This is a genomic window from Rhizobium sp. 05N430 (genome assembly GCF_056396985.1).
In genome coordinates this window covers 87,935-108,018 of sequence record NZ_JBFTMO010000006.1, presented here as the reverse complement: position 1 = coordinate 108,018, position 20,084 = coordinate 87,935, and the positions used below count along the sequence as shown (strand labels likewise).

Sequence of the window (20,084 nt, the reverse complement as noted above, 5' to 3'; positions counted from 1 at the left end):
CCGTGCGGTGGTCATATGGCGTGAGGATCGGGATAGGGGGCCTAGTGCACCCGGTCAGTCTCCGGGGCCGGTACCGGGAAGACGGTGTCGAAGGGGAAGCGGCGGGCTTCGCCGTGGGGGGCGGGCTGCAGGGCGGCGGTCTTGCGGGCGCGCAGTTCCTCCTGGATGATCAGGTCCATGCCGAGCTTAAAATTGCGGGTGCTGAAGCGGGCGGCGTGGGCGCGGATGGCTTGCGGGTCGAACATCGCGGCCTGCGCCTCGAAGCTTTCCACGGCGTCGATGATGGCTTCCGGCGTCTGTTCGTTAAAGAGCATGCCGCTCAGGCCCGGCACCACCGTTTCCAGCGCGCCGCCGCTGCCGAAGGCGATGACCGGCCGGCCACTGGCCATGGCTTCGACGGGAACGATGCCGAAATCCTCTTCGCCGGGGAAGATCAGGGCGCGGCAGCGGGCAAGTTTCTCCTTCATCACCGGGAAGGGCGTGCGGCCGAGGAAAGTGATGGTCGGACCGGCGATCGCCTTCAGTGCCGCAAGCTCCTTGCCTTCGCCGATGACGACGAGGTTGCGGCCCATCTTGGTGAAGGCGCGTACGGCGAGGTCGATGCGCTTGTAGGACACGAGCTGGCCGGCACAGAGGTAGAAGTCGCCGATGTCGTCGGAGACGGCATAGTCGTCGACGGCAACGGGGGGATGGATGACCGTCGCCGAGCGGCCGTAATATTTGCCGATGCGCGCCTTGACGTGATGCGAGTTGGCGACGAAGCGGTCGACGCGCAGGCTGGTGCTGACATCCCAGGACCGGAGCAGCGGCGCCATGACGGGCAGCATCATGCGCGAGGCGAGACCTGCGCGGGCGCGATAGACATGATAGTGGTCCCAGATATAGCGCATCGGCGAATGGCAGTAGCAGACATGAGTCGAGTGCGGCGGGGCGATGATGCCCTTGGCGGGGCCTGACTCGCTGGAGATGATCAGGTCGTAGCCGCTGAGATCGAGGCTTTCGAGCGCAAAGGGCATCAGCGGCAGCAGCGACTGATAGTGCTTCACGGCGCCGGGGATCTTCTGCAGGAAGGAGGAGGTGACCTTGTGGCGCTTGATTGTTTCCGACATCCGGCTTTCATCATAGACAAGCGTGAAGATATCCGCGTCCGGATACATGTCGCAGAGCGCTTCGACGACCTTTTCGCCGCCGCGCATGGACACGAGCCAGTAATGTACGATCGCGACGCGCATAATTATCCCCTCAGGTGAAGCGGTGCCATCATCGTTGAGTTCGGTTGCGGGCCCTAGCGCCTTCATCGGCGCTGACCGGCGTCAATTGGGGGTAGGAGCCTAGCCGAAAGTCTTACGCGGCCGGGAAACTGGCTCCTCGTGCAAGAGGCCGGGTGGCAGGCATGCAAAAGAACCGGAGCGCGTTGGCGCTCCGGCTAGATCTTCGGAGGAATGGGAGATTATTGAGCGAACTCGCGGATCTTGTAGGCAACTTCCGTCCGGTTGGTCGCGTGCAGCTTCTTCATGATATTGCGAATATGCACTTTGACTGTGCTTTCGCAGAGGTTCATCTCGTAAGCGATGATCTTGTTCGACTTGCCGCGGCGAAGTGCATCCGCCACCGACATTTCGCGTGGCGTGAAGGAATGATCGCCGCATTTCGCTGCCGTGGTGCTTGAGGTGATCATCTCCTTGGCGGCGAGCAGGCTGCTTGCCGGAACGAAAACGCCACCGGCACGGGCCAGAGCGATTGCCTCGGCGGCAACGCCGATGCCGATATTGGCGGGGATGTAGCCCTTGGCGCCACATTCCAGTGCCTTCAGCACCTGCTGGATTTCGTCGCCCTCTGCGCCGACGATGACAGGTACGGACGGGAATTTCTGCGCCAGCTTGGCAATCTTGTCGCTGACATCCGGTTCGGAGACATGCTTTCCGCCGATCATGTACAAGATCAGTGCCGGTTCGAACCGCATGCGCTTGCGCTGCCACTCCTCGATCGAGGTCGCGGTGATGACCTTGAGATCCTCGTCGTATTCGGAAAGGCTTCTGGAAAGGCACTCGCTCTGCAGCGAGCGGGGATCCAGCAGCAGGACATAATCCATCAGCTCTTCCTGGGAATCTGCCCGGGAGGAAACCTGATAATGTCTCATGGAATCGGATGTGCGAAGAGAGATAAGGTGAGCTGTATCAGATCTGATCTGCTCACTCGATGTTGTTAGACCTTCCATTTCACGCCCCTACATTGGTTGAACTCAATACTAAACGTGTAAGAGAAGTAAGCCCGAGAATTATTACTTAGCACTAGGTGCTATGTCTGTTTGAATTCCATGGCTCCGGAATTGATCTCTTGTATGTAAATATGGAGGAAGCCAAATGAGGCGGCATTAACATAGGTTAATGTTCTGTTAAAATATCAGCGTCTGAAATAATTAGCCCAGAAATGGGCGACTAATTACTTTGAACTATCACTTTATCTCGGAATTATCTGCGGTTGTGTAGCAAGGTAACTATCGTCGAATTCAACAAGTTCTTCGAGCTTTCTACGATTTAGAAACTCGACGGTCCCGTTTCTAAACGACAGTAGTCCATTGACCCGAAGATCCTTCAGGACACGGTTGATATGCACCGTGGAGAGGCCGACGGCATCGCCGATGTCGGATTGGGTCAGGGGGCAAAGGAAGCCATCGAGGCCCGGCCGCTTGCGGTCCGGTCCGATGCGCGCAGCGAGCTCGAGAAGAAGGTGTCCGGTGCGGGCCAGCGCATCGCGGCGGCCGACATTGGCGAGACGCTCGGACATGCGGGCATGACAGCGCATCATCTCGGAGAGAATGATGTTCTGGCCGGTGTTGCTGTCGAGATAGCGGGCCAGAACATGGCCGCTGAGCTCATAGAATTGGACATGGGAAATGGCTTCGATCGTTTCCCGGGCGGTCGCAACCGAGGGCGTCCAGATGATGTCGCCGGGAAGGATGAATTCGAGCACGACGCGGGTGCCGTTCGGCAGCGATTTGCAGGACACTGCCCAGCCGCTTACAAGAATAAGCAGCGCCGCCTTCCGGGCTTCGGGGTCGAATACAATATCGCCGTCATCATACGCACGGTGAGAACCGCCCGATAACGTGAATCTTTGCCCCTGTATTCTGACCAGCCCAAGATTTTCGTGGTCCGACCCTTCGTATATCGCCACGCCCCGCCTCCAGCAAACTTCGTGGTTTTATTTCCCCTTAGACACCTGTTAACCATTAAATATGAGCACATCGTAACATGAATATTTCATGTTGTCTCGGAATCGGGATTGTTGAAGAGGATAGATTTGCCGGAATGGTTATTTTCAATATTGGTGCAGAATAAATCTCATTTTTATACGTTATGTACCAATTTATTACGTTTTTTGGAGCGGGAAATCGTGTCTGGCCGGTTCAGCCCAAATAAAGTCGAGCACACATTCGTTAGTGCGGACCTGGCCGCAGTCACTTGTTCGTGATGGACCTCGGAAGAGAGCCCTTCCTGATCTGCGCGCATGACCATCGCCGCAATCCCGGCGGGGGTGGTTCCAGCGGCGGCGAAAGCGCCGGAGCGGTTCATCTCACGGAAGAAACCCTCGACCTTGCCATCCCAGGCAAGGCCCACCGCCGGGATACGCATGGCGTGTGCGGCGATGCAGGCATGCAGCCTGTGGGCGGCGATGACGCTGTTTTGCCTGAGGATCGCCAGCAGCTGCTGCGGATCGCGCGGGCGATCGGCCAGGCGCAGCGTCTCGGCGGAGCCGATACCGGCAGCCCTGCAGGACGATAGCACGGTTTCTGCCAGCTTCTGGTCTTCGCCGGCCCCATTCGAAAACAGTGTGACGCGGTAACCGGCGCCGGTCAGATGGCCGATGAGTTCGCGGTAATCGGAGACCGTGGTCAGCGGAATGGAGAGCGCCGGGCGCGAAGCGTGTCGTGCCAGAATCTTCGGCTCGGTGACGCAGAGGCCGACGGATCTATGGACGGCAGGAAGATCCCCGGAAACGAGGCTTGCGGCGAGCAGGCCGGGGTCGGGCTCGATCTGCGGCACCGGGCCTGAGGGAAAATATTCGAGCCAGTTGCGATAGGCGAAGCCGTCACGGACGGAGAGATGTGCGAGCTGGGTGTCCTGCAACCGCCGGAACAGGCGTTTTGACGGTTCTGACCAGTGCGGGCCGACGCCGACGGCATAGATGGCAAGGGGCTTGCCCTGCCGTGCGGCGCAATCGAGCAGCGTGCCGACCTTCAGCGGAAAGTTCAGGTCGTCATCCTGAAACAGATTGCCGCCGCCGAGAATGACGGCGTCGGCGGCCGCAATCTTCGCGTCCCAGATGCGGCTGCTTTCGCGCAACTGTTTGGCCAGTGCYTTCGTGACGACGGCGCGTCGCAGCCGTGCGGGGAGGTGGCGCAGGATATTGAGGATCAGGCTGCGGTTCCTGCTGGTGCCGACGGCGGTGCGGCCGGCCAGATCGAGCGTCTCGACCTCTATGCCTTCGGCGCGCAGCGTGGTTTCGATGCAGTCGGCCAGCAGGCCATCTCCAAGGTTCTCGCTGTATTTGACGTTGAAGACGACGATTTTCATGAGTGAGCCTGTGCTGCGTCCTGGCTGCTTCGGAAGCGGAAGGCCGGTGCGGCCTGTGCCGGGCGGCTGAGCGCGCGCGGCAGCGTCAGGGCCGCGACGCTGCCTGCGAGGATATAGAAGGTGAGGCCGAGATCGTAGACGGTGCCTGAGATGGTGGCCGTCACCAGCACCGCGAAGAAGCCGAGCTTGGCGGCGCGTACGGCGGCGATATCCTCCGGACGTTCGGCATCATGCTGCGGCAGGCGTGCCAGCACGACGGCGAGCGAGAAGATCACGAAGATCGCCGTCCCGGCAACGCCGAGGTTCGACAACAGCACGAGCACGAAGCTCGATGCGCGGGCGCTGCCCAGTCCAGCGCCGAAGCCATAGGTATTGACGAAGCTTTCGTAGGCGACCGAATTCCACATGAACCGCTCGCGGCCCGACTGGCTGTCGGCCTTTGAGAGGACCATCTCGTCGAGGAAGTCGTGCAGGCCGGTGGCGAGATCGGGAAGTGCTACGACAACGATGACCGCCAGAAGCGGCAGCGCCGCAGCACCGAGGGTGATCGCCAGTGCGTGGCGGCCGCGGATCGCCCGGATCAGCAGGAACGGCATGATTGCCGCGACGCCGACGAGGGCGGTTGCCGATGTCGAGAGCAGCAGCGAGGTGAGCAGCGCCAGGGAGAGGATGCCGGTGATCTTCTTGCGCACGCCATCCAGCCAGAGGCTGGAGACGGCGGCAAACAGCACCAGCGTATAGTCGGCAAAGGCGGATGCTTCCGGGAAGGTTCCGGAAATACGCTTCAGTCCGCCTTTTTCCGAGGCGGTCAGCAGCGCGTAGTTGGCGGTGTGCACGAAGCTCATCAGCCATTCGGTATGCGAGTAATAAGTGATGATATCGGCGACGGCGAAGGAGAGGTCGACCACGGTCGTCACGATCAGCGCGGTAACCAGCGAGGTGGCGATGCCCTCGCGGCGGAACCAGGCAAAGGTGCAGGCAAAGCAGAGCAGCCCACCGACGGCATAGACTGACTGGGTGATATTGTTGGACGAGAAGCGCAGCGGCTGCAGCGCGATGAAGCTGCGCGCGCCGACCTGGCGCTCGACGATCATCGTCTCGGCCATGCCCTGGAACAGCCGCGGGAAGAAGACGGCGGTGACCAGCCCGAAGACGGTCAGCGCCAGGAGATAGAAGCCGATCCTGGAGGGTGCGAAGGCTGCTAGGATCCGGCCTTCGCCGCAGCTCATCAGCACGCGGATGAAGAAGAAGACCAGGAAGAGATTGGGAACCAGAACCGATGCGCCGCCGAGACCCGATAGGTTGAAGGCGGCGGCAGAACCGAAAACCGTCGAAACGAAGATCAGCAGGAACGACCAGACCGGCGGCATGTAAAGTGCCGCCGCGCCCAATACCAACGTCAGAAATCCCATGATCTGAAAGTGCATGGAAGTCGTTGCCCAGCCCTATTTTCAGAAACAGTAGCATGCAGGAAAGCACCGCGTATTTACGCCCGCGGCTACTTCTTTCGGGCAGGGGCTCGGCCGAACGTGGTTCTTCACCCGGTTTCAGGGTCTGCCTATCGTTGCGCCATGTTCAATATATTCAAGACATCTCGCAACGAGCATTTGACCGGCGGGCGGCGTCCGTTGCTGCTGGCCATGTGCGCGGCTGCGCTCGCTGCAACCACGGCGGCACCGATCTTTGCAGACGACGCGGCGTCCGGCGATACGGGCGACGCTCTCGACCTCGACAAGATGAAGATCACCTTCGCCGACGAGTTCGACGATCTCAGCGTCTCGGCCTGGGGGCCGGGAACGCGCTGGATTGCGCATACGCCGTGGTCGGGAGATTTTGGCGGGGCGCGCTTTGCCAATCCCAAGGATGGCTTCCCGTTCACCATCGATGATGGTGTGCTGCGCATCGAGTCCTCGAAGGACGGCGAGGGCGAATGGCGATCGGGGCTGCTTGCCTCGGTTGATCCAAAAGGCAACGGCTTTGCGCAGCAATACGGCTATTTCGAAACGCGCGCCCAGCTGCCGACCGGTCCCGGTCTGTGGCCGGCCTTTTGGCTGATCGGCAAGGACCGCTCGAAATCGACGGCCGAGATCGACGTCATGGAATATTACGGCGACAAGCCGGACGGTTATTCGTCGACCGTGCATGTCTGGTACAAGACGGGCGAGCATTATTCGAAATTCTCGCGGATCAACGCCTTCCTGAAGGCCAAGCCCGGCGACTTCCATACATATGGCGTGAAGATCGACCCGAAATACATCCGCATGTATTTCGACCGGAAACTGGTCTGGAAGACCGAGACGCGGCCCGAGCATCAACAGCCGATGTATGTGCTGCTCAACCTCGGTCTCGTCGATAATGTGACGAAGGCCAGTGCACCCGATCCGTCGCATATGTTCGTCGATTACGTGCATGTCTACGGGCTGCCCTGAGCGGCAGCTTGGAAAACAAGTCAACAGCACCAGAAATGGATAGCGGGAGCGGCAGAGATGCCGCTCCCGCTGCGTTTTGCCACCAGCGGAAAACCTAATTCTTTCGGCTAGGTCCGGTGCGGCCGCCTAGCCCTTTGCGGCCACTCCTCTACACCCTCTACCGCCAGATGGCGCCGATTTCATCCCAATGATCATCTGGCGGAATCCCTGTGAAATGGGAAGGTCGGCTCACGGATGCCGCTCAGCAGACACCCGCCAGCGGGGTATGAAGGGGAAAAGGCGATGACGGGCCTTGCTTACACAGAAACGGCCGAGACGCAGGACATCGGCCACTACGACAGGGATCGCGGACTGCCGGCGATCGTCCGCGGTCATGCGCTCAGAAATCCGGCCGCTACTGCCCTAGTTTTCGGCAACAGCCAGCTGAGCTATGGCGAGCTCGATACCATTTCGGATGCGCTCGCCGTCATGCTCCAGGAGCGCGGCGTGGTGCGCGGCGATGTCGTCGGGCTGCTGCTTCCCCGCAGCCTCGAAACCGTGGTCTGCATGCTGGCCATTCTCAAGGCGGGTGCCGCCTATCTGCCGCTCGATCCGGCCTATCCGGCCGAACACCTCGATTATGTGATTGCCGAATGCGCGCCGAAGATCATCTTCGCCGAGACGTCCTCTGTTCCGAAGCTGGCGCTGATCCCGGGTCTCGAGACCAAGACGCTGGATGCCCGCGCGGCGATTGCCGACGCTTCGGCCGCGCGCCCGGCTGTTCAGCCGGCCGGCCAACCCTGTGGCTGCGATGCCGCCTATGTCATGTTTACCTCCGGCTCGACCGGCCGGCCAAAGGGCGTCGTCGTCCCGCATCGTGGCCTCAGCAATCTGATCCTCGACCAGCGCCACAATATCCTCACCACCAAGGATGTGGTGCTGCATGCGCTGACGATCTCCTTCGATGCGTCGATGCTGGAAATCTGGAGCGCGTTACTGAACGGCTGCAAGCTGGTGGGCATGCTGGATGTCAATTTCTCGGTCAGCCGCCTCTGCGAGCTGATCGAAGAGCACGGCGTCACCTTTCACGCCTCGACGCCGGGTCTCTTCAATCTCATGGCCGACTATGGGCAAGAGCGCATGCAGTCGCTGCGCCATGTCATCTATGGCGGCGATGTCGGCTCGGTTACGCATTCGCTGCGCTTCATGCAATCGCATCCGAATTGCCGCGTCTCGAATGTCTATGGACCGACCGAAGCGACTGTTCTCGTTACTGCCTATTCGATCCCTGCCGACTTCAAGGGCTCGGAGCTGCCGATCGGCAAGGCGATCGCCCATACCGAAATCCGCATTCTCGACGACGAGCTCCGCGAAGTCGCCTACGGCACCGAAGGGCAAATCGCCATCGGCGGCGATGGTCTGGCGCTTGGCTATTTCAACCGCCCGGAGCTGACACGCGAGCGTTTCGTCATCGTCGATACGCGCGACGGCCCGGTACGCTGCTATCTGACTGGCGATCTCGGCACGATGGACGCCGATGGGATGGTCTATTTCCGCGGCCGCCGCGACCGGCAGGTCAAGATCAACGGCAAACGCATCGAGCTCGACGAGATCGAGACTGCGCTGCGCAGCGATACCAGGCTCGCCGAGGCGGCCGTCGTCTGCCAGGTGATGGGTCCGGAACTGAAGCAGATGATCGCCTATCTCTGCCCGCGCGAGGATCTGCGGGGCAGGGACCAGGAACTGACGCGGGACGTGATGGCGGCTTTGCGCGGCCGGCTGCCTGCCTTCATGATCCCGAATTCTATTGTCGTCATCGATGAGATGCCGCTCACCCGCTCCGGCAAGATCGACCGCTCGAAGCTGCTCGCACCGCCGCCCGAAGCCGTCGCTGGAAGCCTCGACCTGACCGCCAAGAGCGGCGGCGAGGCAATGCTGACGCGGCTGTGGCGCGAGGCGCTCGGCAACAAGCCGGTCGATGCCGACACCAATTTCTTCGATCTCGGCGGCACCTCGCTGCAGCTGATGCAGGTTCATGCGCGGATCGAGGCCGAACTCGGCCGGGCGATCCCGGTCGTCCTGCTCTTCAAACATTCGACGATCCGGGAACTGTCCCGGTTCCTGGACGGCAAACTCGACAGTTCGGCCCGGGGAACCGCCGCAGCCCAGCGCGCCGAGCAACAGCGCAACAATATGGCTCGCTTCCGGAGGAATACGAAATGATGGGGGATCGCGGGGGCGATGCTGACGAAGCCTTGCAGGATGCCGGGCAGATCGCAATTGTCGGGATGTCGGGACGGTTTCCAGGGGCCAAGAACGTCGATGCGTTGTGGCAGCTGGTAACATCCGGCCGGAATGCCTTTTCCAAATTCACGCCGGAAGAGCTCGAGGATTCGTTTACGGACGAAGAGCGGGCTCTTCCGAATTTCGTTCCGGCACGGCCGAACCTGACCGATGTCGACATGTTCGATGCCGAATTCTTCGGGATGTTTCCGAAGGAAGCCGCCGTCACCGACCCGCAGCACCGCATCTTCCTGGAGATCTGCTGGGAAGCGCTCGAGGACGCGGCCTATGATCCGGCCGCCTATGACGGCCTGATCGGGGTTTTTGCCGGCGCTTCGATGCCGACCTATCTGATCAACAACATTCTCCGCGACCGGGCGACGGCCGAGGAAATGACCTCGAACTACCAGATCGGCTTCTACCAGCAGATCGTCGGTTCGCTGAACGATGCGCTGGCAACGCGCATCGCCTACAAGCTCGACCTGCATGGTCCGGCCTTCTCGCTGCAATCGGCCTGCTCGACCTCGCTGCTCGCCGTATCCCAGGCCTGCCAGAACCTTCTGACCTATAGCTGCGACATGGCGCTGGCCGGTGGCGTGTCAATCACCCTGCCGCAGAAGCGCGGTTACATTTACCAGGAAGGCGGCATGGTGTCCGCCGACGGCGTTTGCCGCCCGTTCGATGCCGATGCCACCGGCACGGTATTCGGTAGCGGCGCGGGCGTCGTGGTGCTGAAGCGTCTGGAAGATGCCCAGCGCGACGGCGACGACATCTATGCCGTTATCCGCGGCTATGCCGTCAATAATGACGGCTCGGAGAAGGTCGGCTTCACCGCACCGAGCATCGCCGGTCAGGCGAATGTCATCTCCTCAGCGATCGCCAATGCCGGTGTTGATCCGGAAACGATCGGCTATATCGAATGCCACGGCACGGCGACGCCGCTCGGCGATCCGATCGAATTTGGCGGCCTCAGCGAAGCCTTTTCCGGCATTGCCGGGCACCGGCGCAATGTCGCGCTCGGATCGGTCAAGGGAACGGTCGGCCATCTCGATGCGGCCGCCGGTGTCTGCGGCCTGATCAAGACGGCTCTGGCGCTGAAGAATGCCAAGATACCGGCAATGCCGAACTTCCGGGCGCCGAACCCGCGCATCGATCTTGCCAACAGCCCGTTCTATATCCTGAGCGAGACGGCCGACTGGCCGGTCTCCGAGACGCCGCGCCGCGCTGGTGTCAGCGCCTTCGGCGTCGGCGGCACCAATGTTCACGTCGTCCTGCAGGAAGCGCCGGTTGCCGAGACAGTGCCGGCGGAGGGACCTTTCATCATCCCGCTGTCGGCCCGTTCGCCGGAGGCGCTTTCGGCGATGCGCGGCAAGCTTCACGCGCATCTTGAAACCCATCCGGCCACTGCGCTCGCCGATGTCGCCCACACGCTGCAGAGCGGCCGCCGCACCTTCAATCACCGCAGCGCCTTTGCTGCCGGCAGCAGCGACGACGCGATCGAGCGGCTGAAGTCGGAGCGCTATACCTCGATGGTGGCCGAAGACGCGGCACCGCCGATCGCCTTCATGTTTCCGGGGCAGGGCGCGCAATATGTCGGCATGGGTGCAGCGCTCTACAGCCGCGAGCCCGAATTCACCCGCTGGATCGACCGCGGCGCCGAGCTGTTGAAGATGTCGCTGAATGCGGATCTGCGCGAATATATCTGCCATTCCGGAGCGGTGACGCAGGCGATGATGGACGAGCAGCGCGAGACGCAGATCGCCCAGCCTTGCCTTTATCTCGTCGAACATGCGCTGGCCCGCCTCTGGATGAGCCGCGGCGTACGCCCCTTCGCGATGATCGGCCACAGCGTCGGCGAGTTCGTCGCTGCGACGCTTGCCAATGTCATCTCCTTCGAGGACGGGCTGCGCCTGGTCGCCACCCGCGGGCGGCTGATGCAGAACCAGCCGCATGGCGCCATGGTTTCGGTCCGCTCCGATGTCGATACGGTCTCGGCCTATCTTCGCGAAGGCGTCGAGATCGCTGCCGTCAACGCGCCGAAGCTCTGCGTCATCTCCGGCACCTTCACAGCCGTCGATGCCGTCTGCGCCTCGCTCGACGGGGCCGGGATCGCCTATAGCCGCCTTCACACCTCGCATGCCTTCCATTCGGCGATGATGGACAATGCCGCCGATGCGCTGCGTGACGAGACGGCGCGGGTGACCTACGGCACGGCGACGCTGCCTTACATCTCCTGCGTCACCGGCGACTGGCAGACCGGCGAGCGCGGCACGTCCCCGGACTATTGGGCACGCCACTGCCGCGAAACCGTTCGCTTCTCGGCCGGCCTCGAAACGCTGTGCCGCGGCGTCAAGCCGGTGCTGATGGAAATCGGCCCCGGCCGGGCGCTCTCGACCTTCGCATCGCAGACGCTGCCCAAGGAAGGCGTTGCGACGATCATCCAGTCGCTGCCGGAACATGACCGTGCCGACGCTGCCGCCGAAACGCTCGGCGAAGCCGTCGGCAAGCTGTGGATGACCGGCTGCAATATCGACTGGCAGGCATGGTCGCATGGCGGCAGCAAAACGCACCTGCCGACCTATCCCTTCCAGCGCAAGCGCCATTGGGTCGATGCGCCTCCTTCCACGCGGCGGGCAGCAACAACTGCCCCCGTACAAGCCCAACCAGCAACCGTATCAGCCCCCGCTGCGGTGACGGCATCCGTCGCCGGAGTTCAAGAACTGCAAACGCAACCTACCGGTGAGAGTAAATCCATGACCGTTTCTTCCGTTGTCGATCGTGTTCCTGTTCTCGAAGCCTCGCTGCTTCGGATTTTGAGCGACATCTCGGGTGAGTCGCTCAGTGCGAACGAGACTGCTGCGACCTTCCTCGAACTTGGCTTCGATTCACTGCTGATCGGCCAGTTCGCTCAGAAGGTGGAGCGCGAATACAAGGTCAAGATCTCGTTCCGCGAGTTGCTGAGCAACATCCCGTCGATCGCCGATCTTGCCCGCCATCTGGACCGCGAAATGCCGGCGCAGGCCGCACCTGTTGCCGCTGTTGCTGCAGCCCCTGCCGCAGTAGCCGCACCGGCACCGGTTCAGGCTGCCGCACAGCCGGTGATGATCAGCGCTCCGCCGCTTGCCAATCCACTCTCTGCCGCACCCGGTACCCTCGAAGCCCTGATGCAGTCCCAGCTGCAGGTCATGCAGTCGCTGTTTGCGCAGCAGATGAGCCTGATGCAGGGCGGCACGGCGCTGGCCGCACCGGCGCCGGTCCAGAGTTTCGCGCCGGCCGCTGCCGCAGCACCACAGCCGGTCGAGGCCGCACCGGCACCTTCAGTGGCACCCGCTGGCGAAAGCGCGCCCGCCGATGCACCGGTGGAATCCCGGCGCATGAAGCTCTACAAGCCGGGCACGAAGAGCACCGTCAACGAGCTCTCGCCCGAGAAGCGCCAGTTCATCACCGATCTGATCGCGGCATACGAGACCAAGACGCGCCGCTCCAAGTCCTCGACCGCCCGCTATCGCCGCCGCCTCGCCGATCCGCGCACCGCCTCCGGCTTCCGTCCTGAATGGAAGGAAATGGTGTTCCCGCTGGTCTGCGACCGGTCCAAGGGTTCGCGCATCTGGGATATCGACGGCAACGAATATATCGATCTGGTCAACGGCTTCGGCCAGACGGCCTTCGGTCACGCTCCCGATTTCGTCGTCCGTGCCGTCAAGGACCAGGCCGACGATGGCTTTGCGATCGGACCGCAGACGCCGCTTGCCGGCGAAGTGGCCGACATGATCGCCACGCTGACCGGCCATGAGCGCGTTACCTTCTGCAACACCGGCTCGGAAGCGGTGATGGCCGCCATGCGCCTTGCCAGAGCCGTGACCGGCCGCGACAAGATCGTCGTGTTCTCGAACGACTATCACGGCCAGTTCGATGAAGTGCTGGTCAAGGGCCGCAACCGCGCCGACAATCCGACGGCAATTCCGGTTGCCTCGGGCATTCCGGCGGCGTCGGTTTCGAACATGATCGTGCTGCGCTACGGCGCTGCCGAGAGCCTCGAATATATCCGCTCCAACGCAGACGATATCGCGGCCGTCATCATCGAGCCGGTGCAGAGCCGCCATCCGGAACTTCGTCCGGTCGAATTCGTCCGCTCGCTTCGCCAGATCGCCACCGATGCCGAATTCGCGCTTGTCTTCGACGAAGTCGTCACCGGCTTCCGTGTCGATCCGGGCGGCATGCAGGCCATCTGGGGCATCAAGGGCGATATGGCGACCTACGGCAAGGTCATCGGCGGCGGCATGCCGATCGGCATTCTGACCGGCAGCAGCCGCTTCATGGACGCGCTCGACGGCGGCAACTGGAATTATGGCGATGACTCGGTCCCGATGACGGCACCGACCTTCTTCGCCGGCACCTTCGTCCGCCATCCTCTGGTTCTGGCTGCCATGCGTGCGGTCATCGACCATATCAAGGGCGACGGTGCCATTCTTTATGATTGGGTTGCTGAACGCACCCAGGCGCTGATCGCCGAAATGAACGCCGACCTTGCCAAGCGCGGCATCGGCATTGTCATCCAGGGCTACAAGAGCTGGTTCATCACCGATTTCGGCAGCGAGGATCCGCTTGGCTCGCTGATCTACGCCCATATGCGCCTCAACGGCATCCATATCCAGGAGGGTTATCCCTGCTTCCTGACCACGGCGCATGTCGAAGAGGACTTCAACGCGATTGCCGCCGCCTTCCGCAAGAGCCTCGATGCCCTGCAGGGTGTCGGCATCCTTGCACCGGCGGAGCGCAAGACCAACGGCGCTTCCAACCCGTTCTACAAGTCGGAGACCGAAAGCCAGCCGAAGCTGCAGTCCGCACCGCTGACGGAAGCACAGAAGGAAGTCTGGCTCGCCGCCCAGGCCGGTGACGAAGCCTCCTGCGCTTTCAACGAATCCTTCCTGCTGACGCTGGAAGGCGAGTTCGACCATGCGATCTTCCAGCAGGCGGTCGATCGCGTCACCGCACGCCATGACGCGCTCAGCATCCGCTTTGCCCGCAGCGGCGAAAGCTTTGAATTCATCCCGAACTTCCGCCTCGAAGTGCCGCTGATCGACATGGCCGGCGACAGCGATCCGGACGCGCGGCTGCAGGAAATTCTCGACGGCGAGGCGCGCACGCCCTTCGATCTGGTCGAGGGCTATCTTGCACGGGCCGCGATCATCAAGCTTGCCAAGGACAAGCATGTCTTCGTCTTCACCGGCCACCACATCATCTGCGACGGCTGGTCGCTGAATATCTTCGTCGGCGAGCTGTCGACCGTCTATTCGGCAATCAAGGAAGGCACGGACGTGGCTCTGCCGAAGGCCATGTCCTTCGCCACCTACGCGACGCAATATGCGCCGACCACGGAAAGCTCGGCTGCGACCGAAGCCTTCTGGCTCGATCAGTTCAAGACCATTCCGGGCCTGCCGGAACTGCCGCTTGACCGTCCGCGCCAGGAACCGCGCACCTTTGCTGGTGGCACCTGCACCGGCTTTATCAACACCAAGCATTACAAGGCGCTGAAGAAGGCCGGGGCGAAGTCGGGGGCGACATTGTTCTCGACGCTGCTTGCCACGCTGCAGGTCATGGTCTCCCGCCTGTCGGGCGAGCAGGATATCGTCATCGCCATTCCATCGGCGGGCCAGACGCTTGCCGGCGACGACGTGCTCTTCGGCCATTGCGTCAATCTTCTGCCGCTTCGCCAGACCGTTGATGCGCATGAAAGCTTCCTGACGCATCTGAAGGCAACCCAGCAGCTGGTGTTCCAGGCTTTCGAAAACCAGGGCTATACCTACGGCACACTGGTCCGGAAGCTCGGCGTCAAGCGTGACGCACGCCGCCTGCCGCTGACTGAAATCCAGTTCAACCTGGAACGTGTTGCCGGCGGCGAGAGCTTCGGCGATCTGAAGGCGCAGATGGCGCCGAATGCCAAGGCCTTCTCCAACTTCGACCTGTTCTTCAACATGATCGAAGGCCGCGACGGTGTCCGCATCGACGTCGACTACAATGCCGATGTCTTCGACCGCGAAACGGTCGAGCGCTGGATCGGTCATTTCGATACGATGGTCAGTGCGCTGGCCGACGATCTCACGCTGTCGATCGAGAACGTGCCGATGCTGACGGCGGTCGAACGCTCCTGGCTGATCGGCGGGCTCAACGACACGGCCGCGCCCTACGACCAGGAAGAGCTTGCTGTCTCGCTGTTTGCCAAGCGCGCTGCCGAGCAGCCCGATGCAACGGCGGTCCAGTATGGCGCCGAGACCATCAGCTACCGCGACCTCGAGGCACGCTCCAACGCCCTTGCGCTGGATATCCAGATGGCAGTTCCGCAGCCCGGCCAGCGGGTAGCGCTGCTCTGCGAACGCTCCATCGGCATGGTCGTGGCCCTGCTTGCCATCATGAAATCGGGACATGCCTATGTACCGATGGATCCCGGGCATCCCGTCGAGCGCCTGCGCCAGACGATCGATGCGGCCCGGATCGGCGGCATGGTCTGCGACAGCGACGAGCTGGCGGCCCTGGCATCCGGTGTCCCGGTTATCCGCCTCGACAAGCCGCAGACTGCGTCTATGACGGAGGCGGTCCTAAAAAACTCCGTTGAGGCCGGCGCGGCCGCCTATGTGATCTTCACATCGGGTTCGACCGGCGTGCCGAAGGGCGTCGAAGTCTCGCATGGCGCTCTGGTCAACTTCCTCCTGTCGATGCAGCGCGAGCCTGGCTTCACGGCCGATGACAGTATCGTCGCCGTTACGACGATCTCCTTCGATATCGCCGCGCTGGAGCTTTACCTGCCGCTGATTTCGGGCGGCAAGGTCATCATTGCCGATCGCCAGACGGTTCAGGACGGCTTTGCGCTGGTCGATCTCGTCAACAAGAGCGGCGCGAATGTTCTGCAGGCGACGCCAACCCTCTGGCAGATGCTTGTCGAGGCCGGGCTGAAGAACAAGCCTGCTCTCAAGATGCTTTGCGGTGGCGAACCGCTGCCGAAGGATCTGGCGAAGTCGCTGCTGTCGATCGGCGGCGAGCTCTGGAACATGTACGGCCCGACCGAAACCACCATCTGGTCGTCCGTCCAGCAGGTCGCCGACGCGACAAAGCCGATCACCATCGGCCATCCGATCGCCAATACGCAGCTCTACATCCTCGACGATACCGACCAGATCGCACCCATCGGAGTTACCGGTGAGCTCTGCATCGGCGGTGACGGCCTGGCGAACGGCTACTTTGACCGTCTCGACCTGACCGAGAAAGCCTTCGTCCCGGTTGCCTTCGATCAGGGCAAGCCACAGCGTCTCTACAAGACGGGGGATGTCGGCAGGCGTCTGGTGGATGGTTCGCTGCAGCTGCTCGGCCGCCGCGACCAGCAGGTCAAGCTACGTGGCTTCCGCATCGAGCTCGGCGACATCGAATCCGTCGTCGGCCAGGTCCCGGGGATCGCGCAATGCGCGGTGGTGGTTGCCGAGAACGACAAGGGCGACAAGTCGCTGGTTGCCTATGTGGTGCCGACAGCAGGTGCGGGCGAGCCATCTCCGGCAGAGCTTGCAGCCCATGCCAAGGCCAAGCTGCCGGGCTACATGGTGCCGTCCTTCTGGGTGCCCGAAGCCCAGCTGCCGCAGACGGCCAACGGCAAGCTCGACCGCAAGACCTTGAAGCTGCGTGGCGTGCCGAAGCGTGAGGCGCAGATCATCACCGTGCAGCCGCGCACCGAGATGGAGCGCAAGCTGCTCGCCATCTGGCAGGATGTTCTCAACCTTCCGGATGTCGGCGTCGAGGACAACCTCTATGCGCTCGGCACCGACTCGCTCGCCATCTTCCGCATTGCGGCCCGCATGCTGGATGCCGGCCTGCCGCTTGAAGCCAAGCACCTGCTGCGCCACCCGTCGATTGCTGAACTTGCGGCCTTCGCCGAGCAGCAGGATGTGATGAGCCAAACGGCGGCGCAGTACCACGTCCCTTCACTGAAGGATTTCCGTAATGGCGCACGCCGCGGCTTGGGGAGAGCATGATGAGCGCATTCGAAAAGACACCTGCGCAGCCTGAGGACGGCCAGCAGATCATCGGCGAGTTTCCGTGCACGCAAACGCAGCTGCGCTGCTGGATCCTGAACCAGCTCAATCCCGGCAATCCGGGGCTGAACGTCGCGGTGCGCTGGGAAATCCGCGGGAACTTCAAGGCGGCAACACTCGAAGCGGCGTTCCGCAAGATCATCCAGCGCCATGAAGTGCTGCGCACCAGGATTGTCGAAAAGGACGGTCGCCCCTATCAGCAGGTCGTCGACAGCGTCGACTTCAAGATGCCTGTGATCGATTTGCGCAACATGCCGCCGGAAACCCGCAAGAGCCGCGTGCCGTCGATTGGCGAGGAAACCGCGAGGGTGCCCTTCGATCTCAGCAAGGCAGGGCTCTTCCGCGTCACCCTGCTGATGATGGAAAACGATGTCGGCGTTCTCCTGATCACCGCGCATCAGAGCTGCTTCGACGGCTGGTCGATCCGCGTGCTCGGCCGCGAACTGGGCGAGATCGCCTCGGCAATCGATGCCGGACGCCAGCCCGACGTGCCGGAGCTTGCCCTGCAATATGGCGACTACGCGCTGTGGCAGACCGAGTATCTGGCGAGTTACGGCTTCGAGACGGAAAGCACCTTCTGGCGTGAAAAGCTGACGGATGCGCCGTATTTCGAAGTCTCCCCCGACCGGCCGCGTGGCTCGGTCAAGACCACCAGCGCCGACCTGATCTCGGTCCTGCAGCCGATGGATTTCGGCGACAAGATCGATGCCGCTGCCCGCAAGGCGCGCGTCTCGCTGTACAGCTACGGCACCGCCGTGATCAGCGCCATGCTGCAGCGGCTGACCGGAGAAAACTGCGTGCTGTTCGGCTCGAACGTCGCGGGACGCGAGGATACCGACCTCGAAAACCTGATCGGCGTCTTCATCAACACGCTGGTCCTGAAATACGACATGGGCGGCGATCCGACCTTCGCCGAGCATATCCGTTCGTCGAACGAGATGCTGGAAGGCGTTCTCAACCATCAGCGCATGCCGTTCAACGAACTGGTCGGGATGATCAATCCGCCGCGCGATCCGTCGCGCAATCCGCTGATTTCGGTCAATTTCAACCTGTCCAAGGCTTTCCTCGAAGACCGCCGCTATGGCGAATTCGAGCTGATCAGCGCGCCGTCGCAATCGCCTGGGGTCATCTACGACCTGAGCTTCATGATGGTCGGCCGTCCGAGCGGCTGGCGCATGTCGATCGAATACAACACCGATCTGTTTGACAAGGAAACCATCGAGCTCTTCCTGCGCTACTGGAAGGAGACCTACGATGCGGTGCTCGCCAATCCCGACATGCCGCTTTCGGCACTGACGGTGCCGCGCCGCGGGGCTGCTCCGGTTGCGGTTCACCGCTTCGATCCACATGATGTCGAGGGCGTGCTGCGCGCGCATCCTTCCGTCGGCGAGGCTGCCGTCGTCTCCGGTGGCGGGCAGATCGGCTCGCAGGCCTTCGTCGTTCCGTCGCCGAGCTGCGAGGATGCGCTGGACCGGCTGCCGGCGATCCTGATGCGCCATCTCGAAGCGCATGTTCCCGGCGACAAGCTGCCGAAGGAAATCAGCGTGCTGATGCGGCTTCCGAAGTCGGCCGATGGATCGATCGACCGTTCTGCGGTGCGTCTGCCGGCATCCGCTCCGGCCAAGGCTGTCCAGGCCGTTGCCACCGGTGGCGCCGCCATGAAGGCTGATCCGGAAAAGATGGCGGCGGTTGCCGCCCTCTGGAAGCAGATCCTCAATGTTCCCGCGGTGACGCCTGAGAGCGATTTCTTCGCACTTGGCGGTCATTCGCTGCTGGCGCTGCGGATGCTTGCTGCCGTGCGCGAAAAGTTCAACGAAAAGCCGAACCTCGAGCTACTGTTCCGCGAACCGACGCTCGAGCGGTTCACGGCATCGGTGTTCGGCGTCTCGACGGCGCCTGTGAAGACAGAGGCTCAAGCTCCTGAAAATCCTTGGGAAATGATCACCTGCAAGCCGGGAACGGGAACGGAAGCGGTCTATACGCTGAATCACCCGTTCCTCTACTACCGACTGGCAAGCGAGCTGCCGGAAACGGTCGCGGTCTACAACGTCAACATGTTCAACGCGCGGCTCGATGATGCGCTGGAAAGCAAGTCGTTCGAGGAGATTGCTGCCCTTGCCATCGACGCGATGCAGATTCCGCCGCAGGTCACCTCGGTTTCCATCGTCGGCCTCTGCGTCAACGGCGTTCTCGCCTTCGAGATCGCCAGGCAGCTGCGTGAAGCGGGCAAGAACGTGCAGTTCACGGCAATGATCGACGCTTGGGCGCCGGGATATTTCCGCTCGCAGCCGAAGTTCCGCCAGAAGCGCTGGACGATAGAGCGGCGCGTCAAGCGGTCGATCTACTTCACGCAGAAGGTGCTCGGTGGCCGCATGCCTGTCATCGATTACCTGAAGGAGTTCAACGTCACGCTCGGCCTGCTGCGTCTCTTCGGCGTCCGCAAGGGCGAATATTCGCCGGAGGAAGTTGCCAACGAGGCGGTGACCGGCCTGCTGGTGCGCGCATCTAGGCAGTACAAGCCGGCGCAGACGCAGGATCCGTCGATCGTCTTCCTGCGTAGCCAGGCACATCACCCGCGCGCCCGCAAACTGCGGTTCGGCTGGGGCGAGGCGGTTGCCAAGGATACGGCATGCGTCGATCTCAGCGGCTGGCATGAGGACTCGCTCAGCAGCGACGGCATCCGCGAACTGGCCTCGGCAATCTCAAGGAAACTGCAGTCAGCAGATCAGAAATGACCC

The 20,084-nt window shown here is 62.2% G+C and carries 9 protein-coding genes; 4 read left to right on the top strand and 5 right to left on the bottom strand.

From position 1 onward, the window contains the following. Window positions 1-41: 41 nt before the first annotated feature. From AC1DJO_RS14885 to AC1DJO_RS14865, 5 genes are all read right to left on the bottom strand, one after another. Window positions 42-1,232 (bottom strand): glycosyltransferase, encoded by a 1,191-nt coding sequence (locus tag AC1DJO_RS14885; protein WP_477971392.1) that lies wholly within the window; start codon window positions 1,230-1,232, stop codon window positions 42-44. A 218-nt stretch (window positions 1,233-1,450) separates the two neighbouring features. Beyond that, window positions 1,451-2,092, bottom strand: a complete 642-nt coding sequence (locus AC1DJO_RS14880; RefSeq protein WP_310294071.1) for a response regulator transcription factor — start codon at window positions 2,090-2,092, stop codon at window positions 1,451-1,453. 368 nt (window positions 2,093-2,460) lie between these two features. Then, entirely contained in the window at window positions 2,461-3,129 is a 669-nt protein-coding gene (locus tag AC1DJO_RS14875; RefSeq protein WP_112516405.1) for a Crp/Fnr family transcriptional regulator, read from the bottom strand. 221 nt (window positions 3,130-3,350) lie between these two features. Continuing rightward, the gene (locus AC1DJO_RS14870) at window positions 3,351-4,577 is read right to left on the bottom strand and encodes a polysaccharide pyruvyl transferase family protein (protein ID WP_477971390.1); all 1,227 of its coding nucleotides are present in this window, start codon (window positions 4,575-4,577) and stop codon (window positions 3,351-3,353) included. After that, entirely contained in the window at window positions 4,574-6,004 is a 1,431-nt protein-coding gene (locus tag AC1DJO_RS14865) for a hypothetical protein (protein ID WP_477831739.1), read from the bottom strand. Before AC1DJO_RS14865 ends, AC1DJO_RS14870 begins: the two co-directional genes overlap by 4 nt. A 144-nt stretch (window positions 6,005-6,148) precedes the next feature. On the opposite strand from AC1DJO_RS14865, the gene AC1DJO_RS14860 reads away from it, so the two are divergent. The 4 genes from AC1DJO_RS14860 to AC1DJO_RS14845 all read left to right on the top strand — a co-directional run bounded on the left by AC1DJO_RS14860 (window position 6,149) and on the right by AC1DJO_RS14845 (window position 20,081). Beyond that, window positions 6,149-7,006, top strand: coding sequence for a glycoside hydrolase family 16 protein (locus AC1DJO_RS14860; RefSeq protein ID WP_310294078.1), 858 nt, complete (start codon window positions 6,149-6,151; stop codon window positions 7,004-7,006). 282 nt (window positions 7,007-7,288) lie between these two features. Continuing rightward, window positions 7,289-9,208, top strand: coding sequence for a non-ribosomal peptide synthetase (locus tag AC1DJO_RS14855; RefSeq protein WP_477971388.1), 1,920 nt, complete (start codon window positions 7,289-7,291; stop codon window positions 9,206-9,208). After that, the gene (locus AC1DJO_RS14850) at window positions 9,205-17,286 is read left to right on the top strand and encodes an amino acid adenylation domain-containing protein (protein WP_477971386.1); all 8,082 of its coding nucleotides are present in this window, start codon (window positions 9,205-9,207) and stop codon (window positions 17,284-17,286) included. Before AC1DJO_RS14855 ends, AC1DJO_RS14850 begins: the two co-directional genes overlap by 4 nt. Then, the gene (locus tag AC1DJO_RS14845) at window positions 17,286-20,081 is read left to right on the top strand and encodes a condensation domain-containing protein (RefSeq protein ID WP_477971384.1); all 2,796 of its coding nucleotides are present in this window, start codon (window positions 17,286-17,288) and stop codon (window positions 20,079-20,081) included. The genes AC1DJO_RS14850 and AC1DJO_RS14845 overlap by 1 nt, the downstream gene beginning before the upstream one ends. The last annotated feature ends 3 nt before the right edge of the window (window positions 20,082-20,084 follow it).